The following is a 20160-nucleotide window of genomic DNA, read 5'->3' as shown; positions in this document are numbered from 1 at the left end:
CGAGCTCCTCGATGTCCCCCGGAGGTTTCCTTGCCTCGAGACTCCTCAAAGCAAGCGTATGCGGTATTACCCGGCCGTTGGGCCGGCTATCCCCCAGACATCGGCAGATTGCTCACGTGTTACGCACCCGTTCGCCGGTTGCCCATTGCTGAGCCCCCGTGACTTGCATGTGTTAAGCACGCCGCCAGCGTTCGTCCTGAGCCAGGATCAAACTCTCCAATGGAGTATTTGAAATAGCTCTACCGAACAGCTGTCTCCACGCTGTGAAGACAGCGTGTCCGAATCACAGAAATGTTCAGGTCTGAACTCTCCCCCCAAGCGCCTGAACGCTCAAGGATCATCGAGTTCGCCTCGCACATCCGTTCTTCCCAAATTCAATTATCAAACAGCGTTACACCTTCAGTGCGTCGCATTCAGCGACAGCCTTTAATCATACAAGAGTCAGGACGCATAGTCAAGTGATGCAAGCGCTTTCACCGCTCAGCTCGCCCCACCCACCACACCAGAATCAAACCCAGCCATACATACCATTCAGCCAGACCGACTCAGCCCAACACCCACCGCACATCCTTCAGCCCGAATCACATCGAACCAATTCGCGGCGGGTCCGAATAGTAAACACTTCTACCGTGCAAAACAACCCGCAGATGACACAAACTCCACACCACAGTTCACCAAACTACACCCTACGAAATCGAGCCAGTGGGCCGTGTAGGAATCGAACCTACAACCTAGCGATTAAGAGTCGCTTGCTCTGCCAATTGAGCTAACGGCCCAGAGCAGTGAAACAGCCTTTTTCCCCGCCGGTCCCCACACCCAAGGACCACCGCAGGACCACCGCGCGCCCACCAAAAGCATTGTGGCGCGCCAGGAGGGAATCGAACCCCCGACCCACAGCTTAGAAGGCTGTTGCTCTATCCAACTGAGCTACTGGCGCTTCATCCACACTGGTGCACCGCGCACCCACAGGATACCGCAGGTCTTTGCAGCTCTTCGCCGCGTGATGCTGCGCTTTGCCGCTCGTTGCAGGTCGGGGCGCCCGGATTTGAACCGGGGACCTCCTGCTCCCAAAGCAGGCGCGATACCAGGCTACGCTACGCCCCGCGAGCCTTCGAATGTATCCAGGCCAAACACGGAGCGCAACTGGGCCGCGGTCGCTCCCATCCCCTGTCCGCCGCCCTCCCGGTCGGCTCGCAACCCCGTCCCCCGGGCGAGCTTACGCGCCGCGACGACGCGCGCCTACCCCTCGCTCGGCAAGCGATCGAGCAACGCACCAAACGCACGCGCGCGATGACTCACACGCGCCTTCGCCTCACGCGTCGCCTCGCCAAACGTGCGACCCAACTCATCGGCGAAAAAATACGGATCGTAGCCAAACCCTTCGCTGCCCCGCGCCTCGGCCACGATGCAACCATACACCTCACCCCGCTCGACCAGCTCCCGGACCCCGTCGACGTACGCCGCCGCACACACGTAGTACGCCCGTCGATCCGCGGCCTCGCGCAACGCCTCCTGCAGCAGGCGGTTGTTTTCATCGTCCAGCGCCTGTCCGCTCAGATCGGTGCGGCCACTCCACCGTTTGCTGTGCACCCCCGGTCGGCCGCCCAACGCCACGGCGCCAATCCCGGAATCGTCGGCGACGGTCGGCATTCCTGTTTTCTTATTAAAGAATCGTGCTTTCGCGAGCGCATTCTCCTCGAACGTGTCGAAGACCTCGAGCGCGTCTTCCTCCGCGGTCTCCATCACGCCGGCGTGGGAGAGATCGATCACGTCGATCGCGCGCGCCGCGAAGAGCGGCCGCAGCTCGCGCAGCTTCCCCGCGCTGCGTGTCGCCAGCAGGACACGCCTCACGGACATCCGGGGGGTCACGCCGCCTTCACCGGCATCAGCAGCCCGCAACAGCCCTCAGGCGCCGAGGACGCGCCGCTGCGCCGCGTCGAGCTCGTGCAGGCCCTTCACCGCGAGATCGAGCAGCTGGTCGAGCTCCCCACGATCGAACGTGCCGTGCTCGCCCGTACCCTGCACCTCGACGAAGCGCGCCTCACTGCTCATCACGACGTTCATGTCCACCGCGGCCCGCACATCTTCCTCATAGTCGAGATCCAGCCGGGGCGTCGTGCCGATGACACCAACGCTGATCGCCGCGACGCGGCGCTTCACCGGGGTCGTCGGCAATCGTCCACTTTCCACGAGCCAGTCGAACGCGTCGACGGCGGCGACGCAGGCGCCCGTGATCGACGCGGTGCGTGTGCCGCCGTCCGCGACGAGCACGTCGCAGTCGAGCTTCACCGTGTACTCGCCGAACCGAAAATCGTCGAGCATCGCGCGGATGCTGCGGCCAATGAGACGCTGAATCTCCTGCGTGCGGCCGCCGACCTGCGATCGCTCGCGCGACGTTCGCGTCTTCGTCGCGCGCGGGAGCATCGCGTATTCGGCCGTGAGCCAACCCTCGCCGCGCCCGCGCTTCCAACCCGGCACGCCCTCTTCGACCGACGCGGTGCACAAGACTTTCGTCGCGCCGAACGAGACGAGACACGAGCCCTCCGCATACGGCGCCACATGACGCTCGAGGGTGATCGGACGCGTCTCATCGTTTCGACGGTTCACGCGCGGTGATTCAGTTTCAGCGGCCACGAAGTCGCTCGACGGTTGCGGTGGTGGAATGTCCGGGAGTCAGCGGAATCACGACGACGTCGCCGCCCCAGCTTCGAACTTCGTGCGCGCCGACGATCGTCGATTCATCATAATCGCCGCCCTTCACCAGCACATCCGGCCGCAGCCAGTTCACGAGCTCGAACGGTGTGTCCTGCTCGAAGACAACGACCGCGTCGACCATCCCGAGCGCGGCGAGCACATAGCATCGCTCGGCGGCGTTGCGAATCGGCCGTTCCGGTCCCTTGTTGAGCCGCCGCACCGAGTCGTCGCTGTTGACCGCGACGAGCAGCGCATCGCCGCGGCTCGCGGCGCCAAGGAGCAGATCGACGTGTCCCGGATGCAGCAGATCGAACACGCCGTTCGTGAGGACGACGCGCCCGCGCACATTCGCGCGCCATGCTCGCGCGCGGTCCCAGGTCATGATTTTGTCGAGCGGCGGGGCGCGCCGTGGATCGCTCAAAGCGGCCCCTGGGCGTGCGGATGAAAGAGCACGTCGCGCGCGTACATCGGCAGCTCGATGCGCTCGTAGTACTCCGCCTCGATGCGAATGTCGCTGTTGCTGCGCCGCACCGAAATCTGCCGAGCGTCGTCGGGCAGGTCGAGCGAATCGGCGCTCGCGCGCAACCGCGCGACGATCTTGTCGACGGGGCTATGCGCGGCGAATCGCACTTCCTGTCGCATGGCGTCCTGAAATTCGTAGTAGCGCCAGTAGACTTCGCCGATGTTGACGCCAAAGTAGATCACCGCGGCGACGATGAGGAGGGTGAACAAGCACCCGACGGAGCTGGCGCCGCGGCGTCGAGTCACCAATTGCTCTGCACGTCCTCGATCACTTTCTGCACGATCTTCGTGATCGCCTGCGTGCGGCCCTGCGGTTCGGCGCGCTCGTCGTAGTCGGCTTCCTCTCGCAGTCCCTTGTTCGCGTACAACACGTGGCCGTTCGACTGATCGACGATTTCGATCTCGATCGTGATCTGCAAGCGGCGGCGCGCGGTGAGCGTCTGATTCGGATCGGCGCTGAAGCCCACGGGGACGTCGGCGTCATACGATTGAATGACGCCGTGCACGAGCGCGTCCGCGCGATCGGTTGGCGCGTCGCGCAATCCCAATCGACGACGCAGCTCGCGGTGGAACTGGTCGTACAGCTCCTTCGGCAGATCGGGCGACGCGGTCTGATTGTCGAACGTGGACAGGGCGACCGTGCGGATGTTGGACGGCAGTCCGCCACCCGTGAAGTGATAACACCCGCTCGCGAGCAGCAGCGCGGCGCTACCGATCAAACCGCCAAATCGACGCATCGAAACCAGGAACCTCAGAGGTGCGAGTGACCGTGAGCGTGAGCGACCGCCGAGCGCTCTCATTACGATAACGTACGTGCGCCGGATCGGTACGATCCACCCACTCTACTACCCGGCCGTCGACCACGCGTTCGGCGCGCACCAGCGTGTCGCCGTGAAAGGTCAGCCGCCACGCCACTGGCGAACCCACGTCGGCGCGCATCGTCGTGCCTTCTACACGGATGACGGTGTCCGGCAAATTTGGCAACGCGACGCGGCCGAGCGCTGCCCAGAGCAGCGGCGGCGGCGGGACGATGCGGCTGACCAGATCGGTCATCGCGGACGCGGGAAAGCGCAGCGAATCGCCAATCAGCACCGCCGCGCCGCCGCCGAATCCGCCGGCGAGAAAAAAGTCGAGGCGTCCGCTGTCCGGTGCCGCCAGTCGCGCCGCGCCATCCCCGCGGCCCAACATCTCGCGATCCTGGAGCTCCCAGTTGAACATGATGTGCTGGTGTCCCGACAGCGCCGGCTTGGGCAAGCGTGCGGCCGGCCGCGCCTCGCCCTCGAGCGGCGACAATCGCGGCACGCACGCGATGATTCCGAGCGTCGACGCGACGCATGCAATGCCGATGGCGACTCGTTTCATGGGACGAACAGCGCGCGAACGTTTCCGGGCAGCGCCACCAGGCGACCCTGCGTGTCGATCGACACCAGCGCGGTGCGCGCGGTCACGAGTCGCTCGCCGCTGTCGGCGCGCGTGATGAGATAATCGAACGTGATGCCGCGCGAGCGCACTTCAGCCAATGTCGTACGGACCCGAATGAGATCGTCGTAGCGAGCGGCGCCATGAAAGCGCGCCGACAAATCCGACACCGCGAGACCGATGCCAGCCCGCTCGATGTCGGCGTAGCTCATGCCGCGCGCGCGAATGAAATCGGTGCGCCCGACCTCGCACCAGACGAGGTAGTTCGCGTGGTAGACGACCCCCATCCGGTCGGTCTCGGCGTAGCGGACGCGAAACTCGACGTCATGGTGCAGCGGCTGGGCATCGGCCGCGGATGATGGATTCGTCACGATGAAAAGATCCCTGGCACGCGAACGTTTGTAAAGCGAGCGCCGCACAACTACACTTCGCGCGTGCTCAACGCGCCCTGCTACGTTCTGTCGGACGCACACCTCGGCTTCGCGCACGACGACGTCGAACGGTCGGTCATCGCGTTTCTTCGCCACGTGGCGACGCACGCGGGCTCGCTGCTCATCAACGGCGATCTGTTCGAGTTCTGGTTCGAATGGAAGACCGTCATTCCGCGCCGCGCGTTTCGCGCCGTTGCGGCGCTCGCCGACGTGGTCGACGCCGGCGTTCCAGTGACGATGATCGCCGGCAACCACGATTGCTGGGGCGGCGACGTGCTGCGCAACGACGTCGGTGTGGACTATCGTTTCGGTCCACTTGTCGCCGACATCGGCGGCTGGAAGACACACGTGGATCACGGCGATGGACTGCGACCAGCCGAAGACAAGGGGTATCGCGCATTGCGGCGCGTGTTGCGCAACAGGCTGGCGATTCGCGCCTATCGCTGGCTGCATCCCGATCTCGCGACGCCGCTCGCGACACACAGCTCGAACACGAGCCGCACCTACACGGCGCGCGACGGCGGCCGCGGGCTTCGCGACGCCGCGGAACGCGTTGCGGCGGCTGATCCGTCGCTCGACCTGATCGTGTTCGGTCACTCGCACGTCGCAACGCTCGAGCGGCTTGCGGCCGGCCCAGTATACGCGAATCCCGGCTCGTGGCTCGATGCGCCAACCTTTCTCGTCATCGACGACGAGCGCGTCGCCATGCGCCAGTGGCTCGGATCAGCCGAGAGTGCGGATCTCCACACCCTCCATCGTTCCGCCAAGGAATCGCTGGCCTAGCTGCAGGAACATCAGCGGATCGTCGGACGCCACGAAGCGATACGTCGGATCGGCGTCCATCGGTGCCGCGATCTCTTCCGCGGCAAGCATGCGCGCCGTCTCCGCGGCGGTCTCCTCGGCGCTGTCGATGAGCTTCACGCTTTCGCCAAGCACCTCGCGCAGGACAGGCTTGAGCAACGGATAATGCGTGCAGCCCAGCACGAGCGTATCGATCTCGGCCGCGAGCAGCGGCGCGAGGTACTCGCGAGCGACGACGCGGGTCGCATCGTGCTCGGTCCACCCTTCCTCGACGAGCGGCACGAACAGCGGGCAGGCGCGCGCGGTGATCATGACGTCGGGATTGATCGCGCGAATCGCGCGCTCGTAGGCGCCCGACTTGATCGTGCCGACGGTTCCGATGACGCCGATGTGTCCCTGTTTCGTCGCGGCGACGGCGGCGCGCGCTCCGGGCTCGACGACGCCGATCACCGGCATGTCCATCTCATCGCGCAATACATTCAGCGCGTGCGCCGTCGCGGTATTGCACGCGATGACGATGCCCTTCACGCCTTGATCGCTGAGAAAGCTGGCGATCTCGCGACTGTAGCGGCGCACGGTATCGGGACTCTTGGGTCCGTACGGCACGCGCGCGGTGTCGCCGAAGTAGACGATGCTCTCGTGCGGCAGCTGGCGAATCACTTCGTGGGCCACGGTGAGACCACCGATGCCCGAGTCGAACACGCCGACGGGTGCGACGCTCCCCATCAGCGTCTGAGCGACGCCGTGAGCGCGGTGCCGCGCGGCGTCATCCGCAGGCCCAGCTTCACGGGGACGTCCCACAAGTGCGCGGCAACGAAGGCGTCGGCGCCGGCGAAGAGATGATTCGCCACGAGCAGCGCGGCCCAGTCCTCGACGTGCGCGTCGCGCGAGCGAATCTCGCGCGAGGTGAATCGCGGATCCTGAATCGTGGCAGCCGTGCCCTGGTACGACTGCACGATCGAATCGTCGACGAAGCGCCGCGCTTCGTGCGCGTCGGCAGCGGATTCGTGCAGCATGCCGATGCTGATCGCCTCGACGAGCATGAATGCGGCGGCGGCCTTGTGACGGCCCAAGCGCGTCTGTGAATAGCCCGGCGCGAGGAACGAGTAGAAGAACGCGCGGCGCGGTGAGATCGGCGGCTTGAGCGTCGTATCGACCGTATTTGGGATCGTGGTGATGCGGCCGCTGATCGAATCAGGACGCTGCGCGGCAAGGGGCGCGGCCAGGATCGCGACTGCAATGAGCGTCTTAAGAATGTTCATAAAGCAGATCCTCGACTCGCCTCGCATTCGCGAGCGCTCGCGAGGATGACGTAGTGGCGGGAGTGCATGGGAATCGAACCCACCCAACCCGACGAAGTCAGGTCGCAAGCAGTTTTGAAGACTGAGACAGCCACCAGGCTGCATCCACTCCCGTAGGTATCACGCAAGCACGAGACCGCGAGCGCGACGCGCGACCACTTCGCCGATCTCGACCGCCCCGGGCACCAACGAAAGATACTCGGCCACGCGGGAGGCAGGCACGAGCACGAGCATGCCGCCCGACGTCTGCGGATCCATGAGTAACGCGCGGTCGACGGCCGCCACACTGCCCCACTCGACTCGCTCGGCGAGGTACTCGTCATTGCGCTCCGCGCCGCCGGTGCGGATGCCGCGCGCCCACGCGTCGCGAGCGCCGGGCAGCGCCGGCACATCGGCGGCGCGGATGACGAGCGTCACCCGACTCGCTTCGGCGATGTGATTCGCATGACCGAGCAAGCCGAATCCTGTCACGTCGGTGGCGCAGACGGCGCCGACCATGAGCGCCGCGCGACTCGCGCCTGCGTTGAGCGTGCACATCGATGCGTACAACGCGGAGCGCTCATCTGTTCCCAGCTCGTCGCGCTTGGCGGCCGTCGCCAGGATGCCGGTGCCGAGCGGCTTCGTGAGCACGAGTCGGTCGCCGGCTTGCGCATTGGCGTTGCTGAGAATGCGCTTCGGGTGCGCGCGACCCGTGACGGCGAGCCCGAACTTCAGCTCTTCGTCGATGATGCTGTGGCCACCGACCACCAGCGCCCCCGCTTCGTGCACCTTGTCCTGGCCGCCGCGCAGGATTTCGGTGAGCACGTCCATCGGCAGCTTCCCCGATGGAAATCCGACGATGTTGAGCGCGGTGATCGGCTCGCCACCCATGGCGTACACGTCGGACAGCGCGTTCGCCGCGGCGATCTGTCCGAAGAGATAGGGATCGTCGACGATGGGAGCGAAGAAGTCGACCGTTTGCACGAGCGCGAGGTCGTCCGACAGCACAAAAACCCCCGCGTCGTCGAAGGTCTCGCGCCCAACGATGAGGCGCGGATCCGACCGCACGGGGACCCCACTCAATGCGCGCGTGAGGTCACCCGGACCCAGCTTGGCGGCTCAGCCCGCGCATCGGGCGAACGCGGTCAACCGGAAGAGCTGCTCCCGGCTGTTCGTCCGATCGATCGTGTCATTCATGAGAGTTAAGGAATTGCGACCACGGCCTCGATCTCGACGAGCACACCGCGCGGCAGGCCGGAGACCTGCACGGTAGAGCGAGCGGGACGCGCGTCGCCGAGTGCCTTGCCGTACACCTCGTTGACGCGCGGAAACTCGTTCATGTCGTGAAGAAAGACGGTGGTCTTCACGATGTCCTTCCACGTGGCCCCGACGGTAGCGAGCACCGCGGACAGATTCGCCATCACCTGCTGCGTCTGCGCCGTGACGTCGCCCTGCACGACCTGGCCCGTTGCCGGATCGAGCGCGATCTGGCCCGCGGTGAACAGGAATCCATTGGCGACGACGCCCTGCGAATACGGACCGATGGCGGCGGGCGCCTTGTCGGTCTGGACGATCTTCAAGCTCACAAATCGCTCCTCGAGAGAGTTCGAGTGAGTTCGAGAGAACTCGAACGTTACGGAACCGCCGTAGCGGGATGATCGATCGGAAGACTGAAAAAACGAATCGTGTTGCGCGCGGTCAGACGCCCGAGCGCCGATGGATCGACGCCGCGTGCGGCGGCAACGCGCGCGACGGTGAAGCTAACCCAGGCAGGCTCGTTGCGCTTCCCGCGATTCGGCACGGGTGCCAGGTACGGTGCATCGGATTCGACGAGCAGCCGATCGTCCGGCACGAGGCGAATGAGCGCGTCGTCGTCCCACTTCTTGAACGTGACGATACCGCTGAACGACACGTACCAACCAACGCCGAGGGCTGCTTCCGCGAGCGCGTGCGAACCGGTGTAACAGTGCAGCACGCCACGAACACCGGCGCTGCCCGCCTCGACGATCATGGCGCGCGTGTCCTCCTCGGCGTCACGGGTATGGACGATGACCGGACGGCCGAGCTCCCGCGCCAGCGCGAGCTGCGCCGCGAACGCGCGGCGCTGGCGGTCGCGCGGCGAATGGTCGTAGTGGGAGTCGAGGCCGCACTCGCCGATGGCCAGCGCGCCGCGCGATATGAGATATCTAATAGCCGCTTCGTCGCGCGCCGGATCGAAGTCCGCGGCGTCGTGCGGATGCACGCCGACGGTGGCGAACACGAACCCGGGATGCGTCGCCGCCAGCGACGCCGCGCGTTCGGCCGCCGCGATCGACTCGCCGATGCAGACGACCGCCAGCGCGCCGGTGATCCGTGCCCGCTCGACCGCGGCATCGCGGTCGTCGTCGAACGCCGGGTCGGCGAGATGGCAGTGGCTGTCGATGAACATCGGGCGTGTGGGCGTATGGGCGTATGGGCGTATGGGCGAAAACAAAACCGGCCGTCGCGAAAACGCGACGGCCGGCTCAAACTGCGCAGAAGACCGACTTACGGAGCGCCGACGGGGGACGGACGCTCGCGACGACGGCCCTCGGCCAACGCGCGCGACGTACCCTTGTGCTCGGCGTCCGGTGTACGCGGCCAGCGACGCTCGATGTAGAGGAGGATCGGACCAGCGACGTAGATCGAGCTGAACGTACCGGTGAACACACCGAACGCCATGATCCACGAGAACGGGCGGATTACTTCGCCGGCGAAGAGCAGCAGCGCCAGCGTCGCCGCGAGCACGGTGGCATGCGTCAGCACCGAGCGCGGCAGCGTTTCGTTGATAGAGCGGTTCAATACGTCGCGCAGCGATTCCTTGCGCTGTTTCTTCAAGTTTTCGCGCACGCGATCGAAGATGATGATCGTGTCATTCAACGAATAGCCGATGACGGTGAGGATCGCCGCGACGACGGTCAGCGAGATCTCGAGCCGCAGCATGGCGAGGAACGCCATGGTGGTGAAAATGTCGTGCGCCGTGGCGACGACCGCGGCGACGCCGAAGCGCCACTCGAAGCGGAACGCCAGATAGATCAGCGTGACGACGAACGAGATGAGGATGGCGGTGATCGCCTTGTTGCGCAGCTCGTCGCCCACGCGCGGACCGACCGACTGCTCCGACGACGTGACCGTGTTGCCCGGGAGGCGAGCGGCGAGCACCGTCTTGATGGACGTTGCAACACTATCCGCGTTCGTCGCGGCGAGCCCCTGCTTGAGCGGCGCCTTGACCATGTAGTCGTTCGGACCGCCGAACGATGTCACTTCCGCGCCGGCGAATCCCGCCTGATCGACGGCGCCGCGTACCACGTCGGCCGGAGCCGGTTGCGCGAAATGCAGCTGAATCGCGGTACCACCGGTGAACTCGACACTGTAGTTCAGCGCGCTGCCGTGCCGTTCCTTGTGCACGACGAGGAGCGCGAGGCCGAGCACGATGAACGCGACCGTCGCAATGACGGCGGTCTTCCAGTGCTTGATGAAGTCGTACTTGGTGTCGTGAAGAATGCGCAGCATGGATGACCCTTAGATGCTCAGCGTCTGGGCGCCGCGCGAGCGGTTGAGCCACAGAATGTAGAAAGTGCGCACGACGAAGATCGACGTGACGAGCGAGGCGACGATACCGGCGATCAGGGTGACGGCGAATCCCTTCACCGGACCCGTGCCGTACTGGTAGAGGACCGCGGCCGTGAGGATGGTCGAGACGTTGGAGTCGACGATCGCCGGCATGGCGTGGCGGAAGCCTTCATCGATCGACGTGCGCACCGTCTTGCCCCGGGCGAGCTCTTCCCGAATGCGCTCGAAGATCAGCACGTTGGCGTCGACCGCCATACCGATCGACAACACGAAGCCGGCGATGCCGGGCAACGTCAGCACGGCGTCGAATCCAGCGAGCACGGCGAGCGTGTAGAGCATGTAGAGGGTCAAACCGCACACGGCCAGGAAGCCGGAGAAGCGGTAATACACGAGCATGATGATGACGACGAGCGCGACCGCGATGATCGAAGCCGTCAAACCCTTGTGGATCGAATCCTTTCCGAGGCTGGGACCGATCGCCTGCGTCTGCGCGACGCGGAGCGGTACGGGCAGCGCGCCGGCGCGAAGCACGAGCGCCAAATCCTGGGCATCGGCGAGCGACTTGCCGCCCATCGTGATCTGGCCGCGCGTGCGAATCGCGCTCTGAATCACGGGCGGACGACCCATCACGCGATCGTCGAGGATGATCGCCATGTAGTCGTTGACGTGCTTGCCCGTCTCGTTGCCGAAGCGGCGGCCGCCTTCGTTATCGAGCTGGAATTCGACGACCGTGCCGTCGGTGCTGCTCTGGTTCGGCTGCGCACCGGTCAAGTGATCGCCCGTCATGATCGGCTTCGCGTCGACGAGGTAGTACGCGCGATACCACTTGTTCTGCAGCGACACCGTGTCCGTGCTCGGCAGCAGCTCCTTGCCTGGCGGCAACGCGGCCTTGACCGCGCTGTCGCTCAAGTAGCGATCGAGCGTCGGGATCTGGTCCATCGCCACGTAGAACTCGCCGGGCATGCCGCCCTGCTGAATCAGGCTCGAGAACGCGCCGCCCGGCTGCAGCTTGAGCGAATCGGCCGACGCGGTGTCCTTGCCGGCCGCCGAGGCGAGCTTTTTCGACGAATCCGCACCCTTCGTCGTGTCGGCCGTCTTGAGCAAACCTTGAAGTCCCTTGTTCGCGATGCTCTTCGACGTGTCGGCAACGCCCGCGGTCGACGCGACTTTGCTGAGACCCCGCGCCTTCACGACCTGGTCGAGTTTCGGCAGCGAGCGTTCGAGCGCCTGCGTCTTGTCGGTGATCTCGAACTTGAGCACCGCCTGCTCCTGGAGCAGCGCGCGCGCGCGTTCGGGATCCTGAATGCCCGGCACCTGCACCGCGATACGGTCGTTGCCTTCCTTCTCGACCACCGTCTCGGACGTACCGAACCCTTCCATGCGCGTGCGAACGGTCTTGAGCGCGCGGTCGATCGCTTCACCGCGCTGCGAAGCCGGGATCGCCTGCTTCTCGTCGTTGATCTCGAGCGAGACGTACATGCCGCCGCTGAGGTCGAGACCCTCCTTGAGCGGCACGCGACGGTGCGTCACGTCCTGGAGAACGCCGTTGGCGTCGCGCTCGCGGGTAGTCACGTCGCGCGGAATGAGCGCCCAGATCGACAGCAAGGAGAGGGCGACGATGATCGTAACACGCCACTTCAGGGGCATACGACTGCGGGGAGGAGGTAGAGAGCGAAAATTCCGAGCGAAGGTGCGAAGCGCCGAAGCGAGGAACTATGTCGTCAGATAGAGAGCGAAAATTCCGAGCGAAGGTGCGAAGCGCCGAAGCGAGGAACTATGTCGTCCAAGTAGAGAGCGAAAATTCCGAGCGAAGGTGCGAAGCGCCGAAGCGAGGAACTATGTCGTCCAAGTAGAGAGCGAAAATTCCGAGCGAAGGTGCGAAGCGCCGAAGCGATAAACCGTGTGCCGGCAGGAGTATTTCGTCGAGCCTATAACGTTAACTGGCTCTTAGGCTTGGGTCAACGCGAGGCGAGCGCTCTCGGCATCGCGGCCGAGCTGTGCAACAAGGGCTTCTACGCTCGCGAAACGGGTTGTGTCCCGTAGACGACGTATCAACTCCACCGATACAGCTTCGCCATACCAGTCACCGGACACATCAAACAAGTGCACCTCGAGCGTCCGCGTCGCATCGCCGAACGTGGGCCGGCCGCCGAGGTTCATCATCCCGCCGAACGAACCACGCGAGGTGCGAGTGCGGACCGCGTATACCCCGTCCGGCGGAAGAAGTTTGCGCGGCGACGGCAGCGCGACGTTGAGCGTCGGATAACCCATCAATCGCCCACGCTGTTCGCCGGAAACGACGCGTCCGCGGAACGCATAAGGGCGTCCCAGAGCTCGCGCGGTCCGCTCCAGATCGCCGTGCGCGACGGACGTGCGAATCGCACTGCTCGAGATCGGCGCGCCGTTCGCGTCGAGCGTCGCGGGAACGACGTCGACGGCAAAGTCGTGCCCGGCGCCAAGGGCGCGGAGGAACGACGCATCGCCATGGCGGCCGCGGCCCAGCCCATGATCGTAGCCGATGACGAGCTCGCGCATGCGGTACCGTCGCACGAGGAGATCGAGCACGAACGATTCGGCCGATCGCGCCGCCAAATCGGCTGTGAACGGCAGCACGATCACGTCGAGCGGGCCGCTGTCGGCGAGGGCATCGAGTTGTTCGTCGTCCGGCGTGAGCAGCATCGGCGCGGCGCTCGGGTTGACGACCTCGAGCGGATGGGGCCGAAACGTGACGAGCGCCGCGGGAAGCTGCGTGCTGTCGGCGCGTTCATGCACGCGGCGCAGAATGTCGCGGTGGCCGAGATGCACGCCGTCGAACGTGCCGACGGTGAGGACGCATCCCTGCGCGAGCGCGGGAAGCCCCAGCGCGTCAGGCGTCATGGAGCACCAGCTTCGGCCGGAGCACGTCGTTCTCGCGCTCGGCGATCGCTATAAGAGAATGGTCATGATCGACGAGGGCCACCCTGCCCGACTCACCTCGGGCATCGATGCTGTTGCCATGGAGCACGCGAGTCAGCTCGGCCGCGTCGATGGTGCGGCGCGGCATGGCCGGAATGGCGTCGCCGAGCGGGGCGAGCGTGATCTGGCCGCGATCGATGTCGTCGAGTGTCGTGGCGCTCGAAACGTCGAACGGACCACTCCGCGTGCGACGAAGCGCCGCCAGGTGCGCCGCGCTGCCGGACAGGCGGCCGAGGTCGCGCGCGAGGGCGCGGATGTACGTGCCGCCGCCGCACGTGATGCGCACCGCGAGGTCATTCCCGGCACGGTGGAGGATTGTCCATTCGTGCACCGTCACGCGGACGGGCGGGAGGTGGAGCGGCGTGCCCTTTCGCGCGGCGTCGTACGCGCGCTGGCCGTCGACCTGCTTCGCGGAGAATGACGGCGGAATCTGATCGATCGCGCCGGTGAGCCGAGCGATCGCATCGGCGATCGCCGCGTCGCTCGGCGGCTCTGCCTGGCGAAGCACAGTGCCCGTGAGATCGTCGGTGTCCGTCTCGGAACCGAGGCGGATGGTTGCCTCGTAGACTTTGGGTTCGCCTTCGACGTACGGAATTAGTCGCGTTCCGCGACTAATTAAGACGACGAGCAGTCCCGTCGCGAACGGGTCCAGCGTTCCCGTGTGGCCAACGCGTTTCGTGCGCAGCGCGCGGCGAACGCGGGCGACGACGTCGTGCGAGGTGAGGCCCGCCGGCTTGTCGACGAGGAGGAGGGCGTTGGGCGACCCGACTCGATCCGCTGCCGGCGGCTCAGTCGTCGGCGTCGCCGCTATCGGGTGGGATCGTCCCATCCTTGATCTGAGCAAGGAGATCCTCGATGCGCGTCGCGCGCGCGATGCTCTCATCCGGCTTGAAGACGATTTCCGGCGCCAGGCGCAGGTGGAGTGCACGTCCGACGCGCGAGCGCAGGTGCAGCGCCACACTCGCCAGTCCCTCGAACGTCACCTTCTTCTCGGCGTCCGAGCCCATCACGCTCACGAACACCTTGGCGTGCCGCAAATCGCGCGTCACTTCGCAGCCCGTGACGGTCACGAGTCGCGAGATGCGCGGATCCTTGGCGTCGTTCGCGAGGAACAGCGCCACTTCTTCGCGAATGGCTTCCGCCACGCGATCGGCGCGGCGGGGAGCGCCCCCGCCGCCACTGCGTGCACCGGGCATGTCGCGATCAGGTGGGGATCGGCGACTCGAGGGTGCGCGCGACCGACTCGGTGCGATAGCACTCGATCACGTCGCCAACCTTGATGTCGTTGAAGTTTTCCACCGCGATGCCGCACTCGAAGCCTTCGCGCACCTCGCGGACGTCGTCCTTGAAGCGCTTGAGCGACGCGATCGTTCCGTCGAAGATCTCGACGCCGTCGCGGACGACGCGCACGCGACCCTGGCGATTGATCACGCCGCTGCGCACCGAGCAGCCCGCGATGGTGCCGATGCGCGAGACCTTGAACACGTCGCGCACTTCGGCTTCGCCGCTGATGACCTCGCGCTCTTCCGGACGAAGCATGCCTTCCATCGCCGCGCGGACGTCCGCCACCGCCTCGTAGATGATGCGGTACAGCTTGATGTCGACGCCTTCGCGTTCGGCCGCCGTGCGCGCATTGTTGTCCGGGCGCACGTGAAAGCCGATGATGATCGCGCCGGCGCTGCGCGCGAGCAGAATGTCCGACTCGGTGATGGCACCGACGCCGCGATGCACGACGTCCACCTTCACTTCGCCGGTCGACAGGCCGATCAATGCGTCGGCGAGTGCTTCCGCCGGGCCGCCCTGGTCCGCCTTGATGATGATGTTGAGCGTGTGCACGCCGCCCGAGGCGACCTGCCCCATGAAGTCTTCCAGCGTGACTCCGCCGCGCGTGCCGCGCCGGCTCTTCGCTTCGCGATCGAGACGTTCGCGACGCTGCGCGACTTCGCGTGCCGCGGCCGCGTCTTCGACGACCACGAGCTGATCGCCCGCCATCGGCACGCCCGCGAAGCCGAGGATCTGCGCCGGAATGGCCGGACCCGCCGACTTGATGGCCTTGCCGCGTTCATCGAGCAGCGCACGGACGCGGCCGGAATACATGCCGGCGATGAAGTCGTCGCCGACTTTGAGCGTCCCGTTTTGCACGAGCACCGTGGCAACCGGGCCCTTGCCCGGATCGAGCTGCGCTTCGACCACCGTGCCGATCGCGCGACGATTCGGATTCGCCTTGAGGTCGAGAATTTCGGCCTGGAGAAGGATCTGATCGAGCAGCGTGTTGACGTTCGTGCCTTTCTTCGCCGAGATCTCGGTCGAGAGCGTCGTGCCGCCGAACTCTTCGAGCACGACGGAGTGCTGGAGCAGCTCCTGCTTGACCTTGTTGGCGTTCGCCTGCGGAAGATCGATCTTGTTGATCGCCACGACGAGCGGCACGCCGGCATTCTTCGCGTGCGAGATCGCTTCGATCGTCTGCGGCATGACCGAGTCGTCGGCGGCGACGACGAGCACGACGATGTCGGTCACCTGCGCGCCGCGGGCGCGCATGGCGGTGAACGCTTCGTGGCCCGGCGTGTCGAGGAACGTGATGTTCTTGCCGCTCGGCAGCGAGACGTGATACGCGCCGATGTGCTGCGTGATACCGCCCGCTTCGCCCGCGACGACGTTCGCCTTGCGGATGTAGTCGAGCAGCGACGTCTTGCCGTGGTCGACGTGGCCCATGATGGTGACGACGGGCGGACGCCACGCCAGGTCTTCCGGCTGGTCGACTTCCGCGGCGACGCCGGCTTCTTCGGCCTGGTATTCGTCTTCTCTAACAGCCTGGAAGCCGAACTCGCCGGCGATGAGCTCGATCTGATCGAAGTCGAGGCGCTGGTTGATGGTGACCATCAATCCAAGATTCTTGAACGCGAACGCCACGATTTCCGTCGCCGGCACCTTCAGGATCTGCGCGAGCTCCGAGACCGTGATGAATTCGTTGACGCGCACGGTCTTCCGCTCGCGCTCGGCCTCCGCCGCGCGCGCGGCCTCCATATCTTCGCGCGTGCCGCGGCGCATGTCGCTCGCCGTACGGCGCGACGGCGCGCCACGCAGCGCGGCCATCGTCTTGGAGATGTTTGCATCCACCGCCTCTTGGTCGACGGCTCCGCGTTTGCCTTTCTTGCGACGCCCGCCACGATCGGCCACGCCGGCGCCTGCACCGGCACCACCGCCGCCTCCTCCACCCCCGCCGCCACCCCCACCGCCGCCTCCGCCACCACCCTGCGGACGCTTGTCGTCGCGACGACCACCGCCGGGGCCACCGCCCGGCGCGGCCGAGGCGATCGGTCGCGGCGGAAATCCGCTGCTGGCGACGGGACGCGGACGTGGCGCGCCCGGCGTGACCGGACGGGGGCGCTGACGCTCCGGTGCCGCGGGCGTCGAGCTGGCGGCGGCCGCGGAACGTGCGCCATCGCCAACGCTGACGGTGCGCGGCACTTCGGTTTCCATCGTGGCGCGCTCGCGCTCTTCTGCCGCGGCCTGTGCCGCTTCGGCCTGGGCGCGAGCAGCTTCCTCGAGACGCAGCGCATCCATGCGCGCGGCTTCCTGGCGGGCGGCTTCCGCGGCTGCCGCTTCACGCTCGGCCGTGGCTTTCGCTTCAGCTTCAGCGGCCGCGGCGGCGGCTGCCGCCTGCTCTTCGGCGGCGGCCTGCACGTCGGCGGCTTTGCGGCGACGGCGGACCGGCGCTTCGCCGGCGGCGGCGGGCGCCGGCGCGGCCGCGACCGGCGCGGGTTCGGCGGCCGCCGTCCGACGGCGACGTGTGGTCGGCGCCGGTGCGGCCTGCTTCTCGGCGCGCACGCGCTTTTCCCGCTCCCAGCGGGCGCGAATGCGAGCGACCTGATCGTCGGTGAGCATGCTCATGTGGCTGCGAACGGGAATGTCCATGGACCGAAGAAGTGATTGCACCTCTTCGGTCGACACGCCGAATTCGTTCGCCAACTCACTGACCGAAAGCTTGCTCAAACATCCTCCTCAGATCCCTGCCGGGACGATTCCGCCAATTCACGAACGCCGGCCGCCAATTGGCGGTCGACAATACCGACTACAGCCGTCGTTTCCCGCCCTACGGCGGCGCCGAGTTCGGCAGCCGATGGGACTTCTATAAACCTAACGCGCCGAGCATTGAGCAACGGCACGAGCTTGTCCAGACTGTGTCTCGATGCATCGCTCGCCACGACGGCGTAGGCGATCTTATTTCGCTTTGCACCTTCGCGCACCTGCTCGACTCCGATCACGGCGTTTCGGGATCGGACGCCAAGGCCCAACAACCGCATGATGTGCTGGCGTACCCGATCATCCATGAGGAGAAAACTCTCTGACTGTTCGGGTACCCTGCCCTCGTGATCGTTCCCCGCTGCGGCGCTTCGCACCTCCGCTCGGAATCCCACTCTCAGGCCGCGCTATCACCCTCTCCCCCGCCTTGCTCTTCACCACCATCATCCGTCGTGAGCTCATCGATCAACGCCATGATGCGATCGGCCTCTTCCGGCGCAATGCCCGGGAGCTTGAGGAAATCCTCGCGCTCGAGGTCAATGATGTCGTTGAGCGTGCGATAACCCGCGTCCTCGAGCACCGCCACGGTGGCCGGCGGCATGCCCCCGATGTCCGAGAGGCGAACGTCGGCCACTTCTTCACCTTCCTCGGGCAGCGGTTGAAACAATTGACCCTCGCCGCCGCGCTCCAGCCACTCGCGGCTCGAGTAGAGGTCGATCTTCCAACCGGTGAGCTCGGACGCGAGACGAACGTTCTGTCCGTTGCGGCCGATCGCCAGTGAGAGCTGGTCTTCGTCCACGACCGCCTGAATGGTCTTGGACGTTGGATCGCTGAACACGCGCGCCACCTTGGCCGGCGCGAGCGCCAGCTTGGCGAAGCGCTCCGGATCGGGCGACCACGGCACGATGTCGATTCGTTCGCCGTTCAGCTCGTTCACCACGGCTTGCACGCGCGAGCCCTTGAGCCCGACGCATGCGCCGACGGGATCGATCGAATCGTCGCGCGAGAAGACCGCAATTTTTGTCCTGCTGCCCACTTCGCGGGCCGCGGCCCGGATCTCCACGATGTTCTGCTGGATCTCGGGCACCTCGAGCTTGAACAGCGCCTTCACGAAGAGCGGATCGCCGCGGCTGAAGATCAGGCGAGGCCCCTTGGGCGTTTCTTCGACGCGCTTCAGGACGGCGCGAATCGGCTCGCCTTGATGAAAGTGCTCGCGATGATTCTGCTCGCGATACGGAATGATGGCTTCCGCCTCGCGAAACTTGTTGAGCATGATGACGAGCTTGCCGCGCTCGATCTGTTGCACTTCGCCCGAGAGGAGGTCGCCGACGCGCGTCGCGAACTCGTCGCGAATGCGCGTGCGCTCGCCTTCACGGACGCGTTGAATGATGCGCTGTTTGGCGGCCTGCACGGCGGCGCGGCCGAAGACGGCGAAGTCCACCGGCTCTTCCATGACGTCGCCCATCTCGAACGACTCGTCGAACGCCTTGGCGTCGTCGATCGAGATCTCGTTGCTGGGATCCTGAACGTCGGAGACGACCGTGCGCAGGAGGACGATGCGAATGTCGCCCTTGCCGTCATCGATGTCGACTTCGGCCTTGACGTTCGGCCCGTATTTCTTGGCGAGGGCGGCGAGAATGCCGTCCTGGAGCAACGCGTACAGTTCCGCGCGATCGAGCTGCTTGGTGTTCGATACCTCGCGAAACGCGGCGAGAATCTCTGCAGAACTGACCATCCAGAAATCCCTCTTGAATTGCAGTTTGTCGCGGTCCTGATGCTTCCTCGCTACGGCGCTTCGCACCGACGCCCGGAATTCCGCGTTTTAGACTTTCTAGATTTTGAAGGCGAGCCGCGCCTCCTTGACGTCAGCCAGCGGAATTCGGCGCTGGACCTTCCTCCCCTTCTGATTCAGCTCGAGCACCACCACCGCCCGTCCGGCGTCTTCTTCTTCGACCGCCACAATCCGTCCTTCGAACCGGCCGCCGTGATCCGGCGCCAGCGCGTTGGCCCACTCACCGACGAAACGTCGCCAATCGGACGGCCCGTTCAGCGGCCGCTCGCCTGGCGACGAGACCTGCAACACATACTGCGGCGACACGAGCTCGCTGCCATCCAACCGCGCCTCGAGCGCACGCGACGCCGTGGCACAATCGTCCACGCTCACCGCCTGCCCGTCGCGCCGATCGATGCGAACCTCGAGCAACGGCCGACTCTTCGTTCCACCACGCCGCAGCTCCACGAGATCGTACCCGACCGCGTCAAGCTGCGACACGACAACATCTTCCAGCGCGTCCTTCACATCGAGTCGAGGCGAAAGCAAGAAAGACCCAAGAACAAAAAAATGTGGGGAGCCTCCCCCACATTTCACTCGCGACCACAAGAGTCGCGTAGCAAGAGTAAAGTAAGGCCCTCCAGTGCATGCGGGAAGGGGCACGTGCGGGATT

General features: G+C 65.6%; 22 protein-coding genes, 4 tRNA genes and 1 rRNA gene. 2 read left to right on the top strand and 25 right to left on the bottom strand.

Annotation, left to right across the window (positions count from 1 at the left end; translation table 11 throughout):
* The 11 genes from VN706_09815 to VN706_09765 all read right to left on the bottom strand — a co-directional run.
* Positions 1-223 (bottom strand): 16S ribosomal RNA (locus VN706_09815); the annotation flags it as partial.
* A 480-nt stretch (positions 224-703) separates the two neighbouring features.
* A tRNA-Lys gene (locus tag VN706_09810) sits at positions 704-776 on the bottom strand.
* Positions 777-860: 84 nt separating this feature from the next.
* Positions 861-937: transfer RNA gene (locus VN706_09805), tRNA-Arg, on the bottom strand.
* A 93-nt stretch (positions 938-1030) separates the two neighbouring features.
* Positions 1031-1104, bottom strand: a tRNA-Pro gene (locus VN706_09800).
* 135 nt (positions 1105-1239) lie between these two features.
* Positions 1240-1851 (bottom strand): non-canonical purine NTP pyrophosphatase, encoded by a 612-nt coding sequence (locus tag VN706_09795; protein ID HXT15911.1) that lies wholly within the window; start codon positions 1849-1851, stop codon positions 1240-1242.
* A 54-nt stretch (positions 1852-1905) separates the two neighbouring features.
* Positions 1906-2607 carry a ribonuclease PH gene (gene rph / locus VN706_09790; protein ID HXT15910.1) on the bottom strand — a complete coding sequence of 234 codons (702 nt, stop codon included), beginning with the start codon at positions 2605-2607 and terminating at the stop codon, positions 1906-1908.
* 16 nt (positions 2608-2623) lie between these two features.
* A complete protein-coding gene (locus VN706_09785) occupies positions 2624-3076 on the bottom strand; it encodes an adenylyltransferase/cytidyltransferase family protein (protein ID HXT15909.1) in 453 nt (150 codons plus the stop codon).
* A 35-nt stretch (positions 3077-3111) separates the two neighbouring features.
* The gene (locus VN706_09780) at positions 3112-3462 is read right to left on the bottom strand and encodes a hypothetical protein (GenBank protein HXT15908.1); all 351 of its coding nucleotides are present in this window, start codon (positions 3460-3462) and stop codon (positions 3112-3114) included.
* Positions 3459-3953, bottom strand: coding sequence for an LPS assembly lipoprotein LptE (gene lptE, locus VN706_09775; protein ID HXT15907.1), 495 nt, complete (start codon positions 3951-3953; stop codon positions 3459-3461). The genes VN706_09780 and lptE overlap by 4 nt, the downstream gene beginning before the upstream one ends.
* The gene (locus VN706_09770; GenBank protein HXT15906.1) at positions 3925-4578 is read right to left on the bottom strand and encodes a hypothetical protein; all 654 of its coding nucleotides are present in this window, start codon (positions 4576-4578) and stop codon (positions 3925-3927) included. The genes lptE and VN706_09770 overlap by 29 nt, the downstream gene beginning before the upstream one ends.
* Complete coding sequence (locus VN706_09765; GenBank protein HXT15905.1) at positions 4575-5006, bottom strand: thioesterase family protein; 432 nt, start codon at positions 5004-5006, stop codon at positions 4575-4577. Before VN706_09765 ends, VN706_09770 begins: the two co-directional genes overlap by 4 nt.
* 63 nt (positions 5007-5069) lie before the next feature.
* Here VN706_09765 and VN706_09760 point away from each other — a divergent pair, with 63 nt between their 5' ends.
* Positions 5070-5849 (top strand): UDP-2,3-diacylglucosamine diphosphatase, encoded by a 780-nt coding sequence (locus tag VN706_09760; protein HXT15904.1) that lies wholly within the window; start codon positions 5070-5072, stop codon positions 5847-5849.
* Here the strand turns inward: VN706_09760 and murI are convergent.
* From murI to infB, 12 genes are all read right to left on the bottom strand, one after another.
* On the bottom strand, positions 5790-6593 hold the full coding sequence (murI, locus tag VN706_09755) for a glutamate racemase (GenBank protein HXT15903.1): 804 nt from the start codon (positions 6591-6593) through the stop codon (positions 5790-5792). The two genes, VN706_09760 and murI, sit on opposite strands and share 60 nt — an antisense overlap.
* Entirely contained in the window at positions 6593-7129 is a 537-nt protein-coding gene (locus VN706_09750; GenBank protein ID HXT15902.1) for a hypothetical protein, read from the bottom strand. The genes murI and VN706_09750 overlap by 1 nt, the downstream gene beginning before the upstream one ends.
* Before the next feature lie 54 nt (positions 7130-7183).
* Positions 7184-7281: transfer RNA gene (locus VN706_09745), tRNA-Sec, on the bottom strand.
* A 7-nt stretch (positions 7282-7288) separates the two neighbouring features.
* Positions 7289-8344, bottom strand: a complete 1056-nt coding sequence (gene selD, locus VN706_09740; GenBank protein HXT15901.1) for a selenide, water dikinase SelD — start codon at positions 8342-8344, stop codon at positions 7289-7291.
* A gap of 5 nt (positions 8345-8349) precedes the next feature.
* Positions 8350-8733: a RidA family protein gene (locus tag VN706_09735; GenBank protein HXT15900.1), complete on the bottom strand. Its 384-nt coding sequence runs from the start codon at positions 8731-8733 to the stop codon at positions 8350-8352.
* A gap of 47 nt (positions 8734-8780) precedes the next feature.
* A complete protein-coding gene (locus tag VN706_09730) occupies positions 8781-9575 on the bottom strand; it encodes a TatD family hydrolase (protein ID HXT15899.1) in 795 nt (264 codons plus the stop codon).
* 98 nt (positions 9576-9673) lie between these two features.
* Positions 9674-10678: a protein translocase subunit SecF gene (gene secF, locus VN706_09725; GenBank protein ID HXT15898.1), complete on the bottom strand. Its 1005-nt coding sequence runs from the start codon at positions 10676-10678 to the stop codon at positions 9674-9676.
* 9 nt (positions 10679-10687) lie between these two features.
* Positions 10688-12385, bottom strand: coding sequence for a protein translocase subunit SecD (gene secD / locus VN706_09720; GenBank protein ID HXT15897.1), 1698 nt, complete (start codon positions 12383-12385; stop codon positions 10688-10690).
* 300 nt (positions 12386-12685) lie between these two features.
* On the bottom strand, positions 12686-13615 hold the full coding sequence (locus tag VN706_09715; GenBank protein HXT15896.1) for a bifunctional riboflavin kinase/FAD synthetase: 930 nt from the start codon (positions 13613-13615) through the stop codon (positions 12686-12688).
* On the bottom strand, positions 13605-14522 hold the full coding sequence (gene truB / locus VN706_09710; GenBank protein HXT15895.1) for a tRNA pseudouridine(55) synthase TruB: 918 nt from the start codon (positions 14520-14522) through the stop codon (positions 13605-13607). The genes VN706_09715 and truB overlap by 11 nt, the downstream gene beginning before the upstream one ends.
* On the bottom strand, positions 14482-14889 hold the full coding sequence (gene rbfA / locus VN706_09705; protein ID HXT15894.1) for a 30S ribosome-binding factor RbfA: 408 nt from the start codon (positions 14887-14889) through the stop codon (positions 14482-14484). Before rbfA ends, truB begins: the two co-directional genes overlap by 41 nt.
* Before the next feature lie 7 nt (positions 14890-14896).
* Positions 14897-17686, bottom strand: a complete 2790-nt coding sequence (gene infB, locus VN706_09700; GenBank protein HXT15893.1) for a translation initiation factor IF-2 — start codon at positions 17684-17686, stop codon at positions 14897-14899.
* 59 nt (positions 17687-17745) lie between these two features.
* On the opposite strand from infB, the gene VN706_09695 reads away from it, so the two are divergent.
* The gene (locus tag VN706_09695; protein ID HXT15892.1) at positions 17746-18042 is read left to right on the top strand and encodes a hypothetical protein; all 297 of its coding nucleotides are present in this window, start codon (positions 17746-17748) and stop codon (positions 18040-18042) included.
* 71 nt (positions 18043-18113) lie between these two features.
* Here VN706_09695 and nusA read toward each other — a convergent pair whose 3' ends face one another.
* Together nusA and rimP are read right to left on the bottom strand one after the other, a co-directional pair.
* Positions 18114-19451: a transcription termination factor NusA gene (gene nusA, locus VN706_09690; GenBank protein HXT15891.1), complete on the bottom strand. Its 1338-nt coding sequence runs from the start codon at positions 19449-19451 to the stop codon at positions 18114-18116.
* A gap of 96 nt (positions 19452-19547) precedes the next feature.
* Entirely contained in the window at positions 19548-19988 is a 441-nt protein-coding gene (rimP, locus tag VN706_09685; protein ID HXT15890.1) for a ribosome maturation factor RimP, read from the bottom strand.
* Positions 19989-20160 lie beyond the last annotated feature (172 nt).

This window comes from Gemmatimonadaceae bacterium (genome assembly GCA_035606695.1).
Taxonomy (GTDB): domain Bacteria; phylum Gemmatimonadota; class Gemmatimonadetes; order Gemmatimonadales; family Gemmatimonadaceae; genus JAQBQB01.
The sequence above is the reverse complement of the archived record's forward strand: the minus strand, read 5'-3'. Positions and strand labels throughout refer to the sequence as shown.

Excerpts from the sequence above, each read along its gene's own strand:
- VN706_09785 (HXT15909.1), bottom strand. The coding sequence starts at position 3,076 with ATGACCTGGGACCGCGCGCGAGCATGGCGCGCGAATGTGCGCGGGCGC.
- VN706_09730 (HXT15899.1), bottom strand. The coding sequence starts at position 9,575 with ATGTTCATCGACAGCCACTGCCATCTCGCCGACCCGGCGTTCGACGAC.
- VN706_09770 (HXT15906.1), bottom strand. The coding sequence starts at position 4,578 with ATGAAACGAGTCGCCATCGGCATTGCATGCGTCGCGTCGACGCTCGGA.
- secF (HXT15898.1), bottom strand. The coding sequence starts at position 10,678 with ATGCTGCGCATTCTTCACGACACCAAGTACGACTTCATCAAGCACTGG.
- rbfA (HXT15894.1), bottom strand. The coding sequence starts at position 14,889 with ATGCCCGGTGCACGCAGTGGCGGCGGGGGCGCTCCCCGCCGCGCCGAT.
- lptE (HXT15907.1), bottom strand. The coding sequence starts at position 3,953 with ATGCGTCGATTTGGCGGTTTGATCGGTAGCGCCGCGCTGCTGCTCGCG.
- murI (HXT15903.1), bottom strand. The coding sequence starts at position 6,593 with ATGGGGAGCGTCGCACCCGTCGGCGTGTTCGACTCGGGCATCGGTGGT.
- secD (HXT15897.1), bottom strand. The coding sequence starts at position 12,385 with ATGCCCCTGAAGTGGCGTGTTACGATCATCGTCGCCCTCTCCTTGCTG.
- VN706_09750 (HXT15902.1), bottom strand. The coding sequence starts at position 7,129 with ATGAACATTCTTAAGACGCTCATTGCAGTCGCGATCCTGGCCGCGCCC.
- VN706_09715 (HXT15896.1), bottom strand. The coding sequence starts at position 13,615 with ATGACGCCTGACGCGCTGGGGCTTCCCGCGCTCGCGCAGGGATGCGTC.
- truB (HXT15895.1), bottom strand. The coding sequence starts at position 14,522 with ATGGGACGATCCCACCCGATAGCGGCGACGCCGACGACTGAGCCGCCG.
- nusA (HXT15891.1), bottom strand. The coding sequence starts at position 19,451 with ATGGTCAGTTCTGCAGAGATTCTCGCCGCGTTTCGCGAGGTATCGAAC.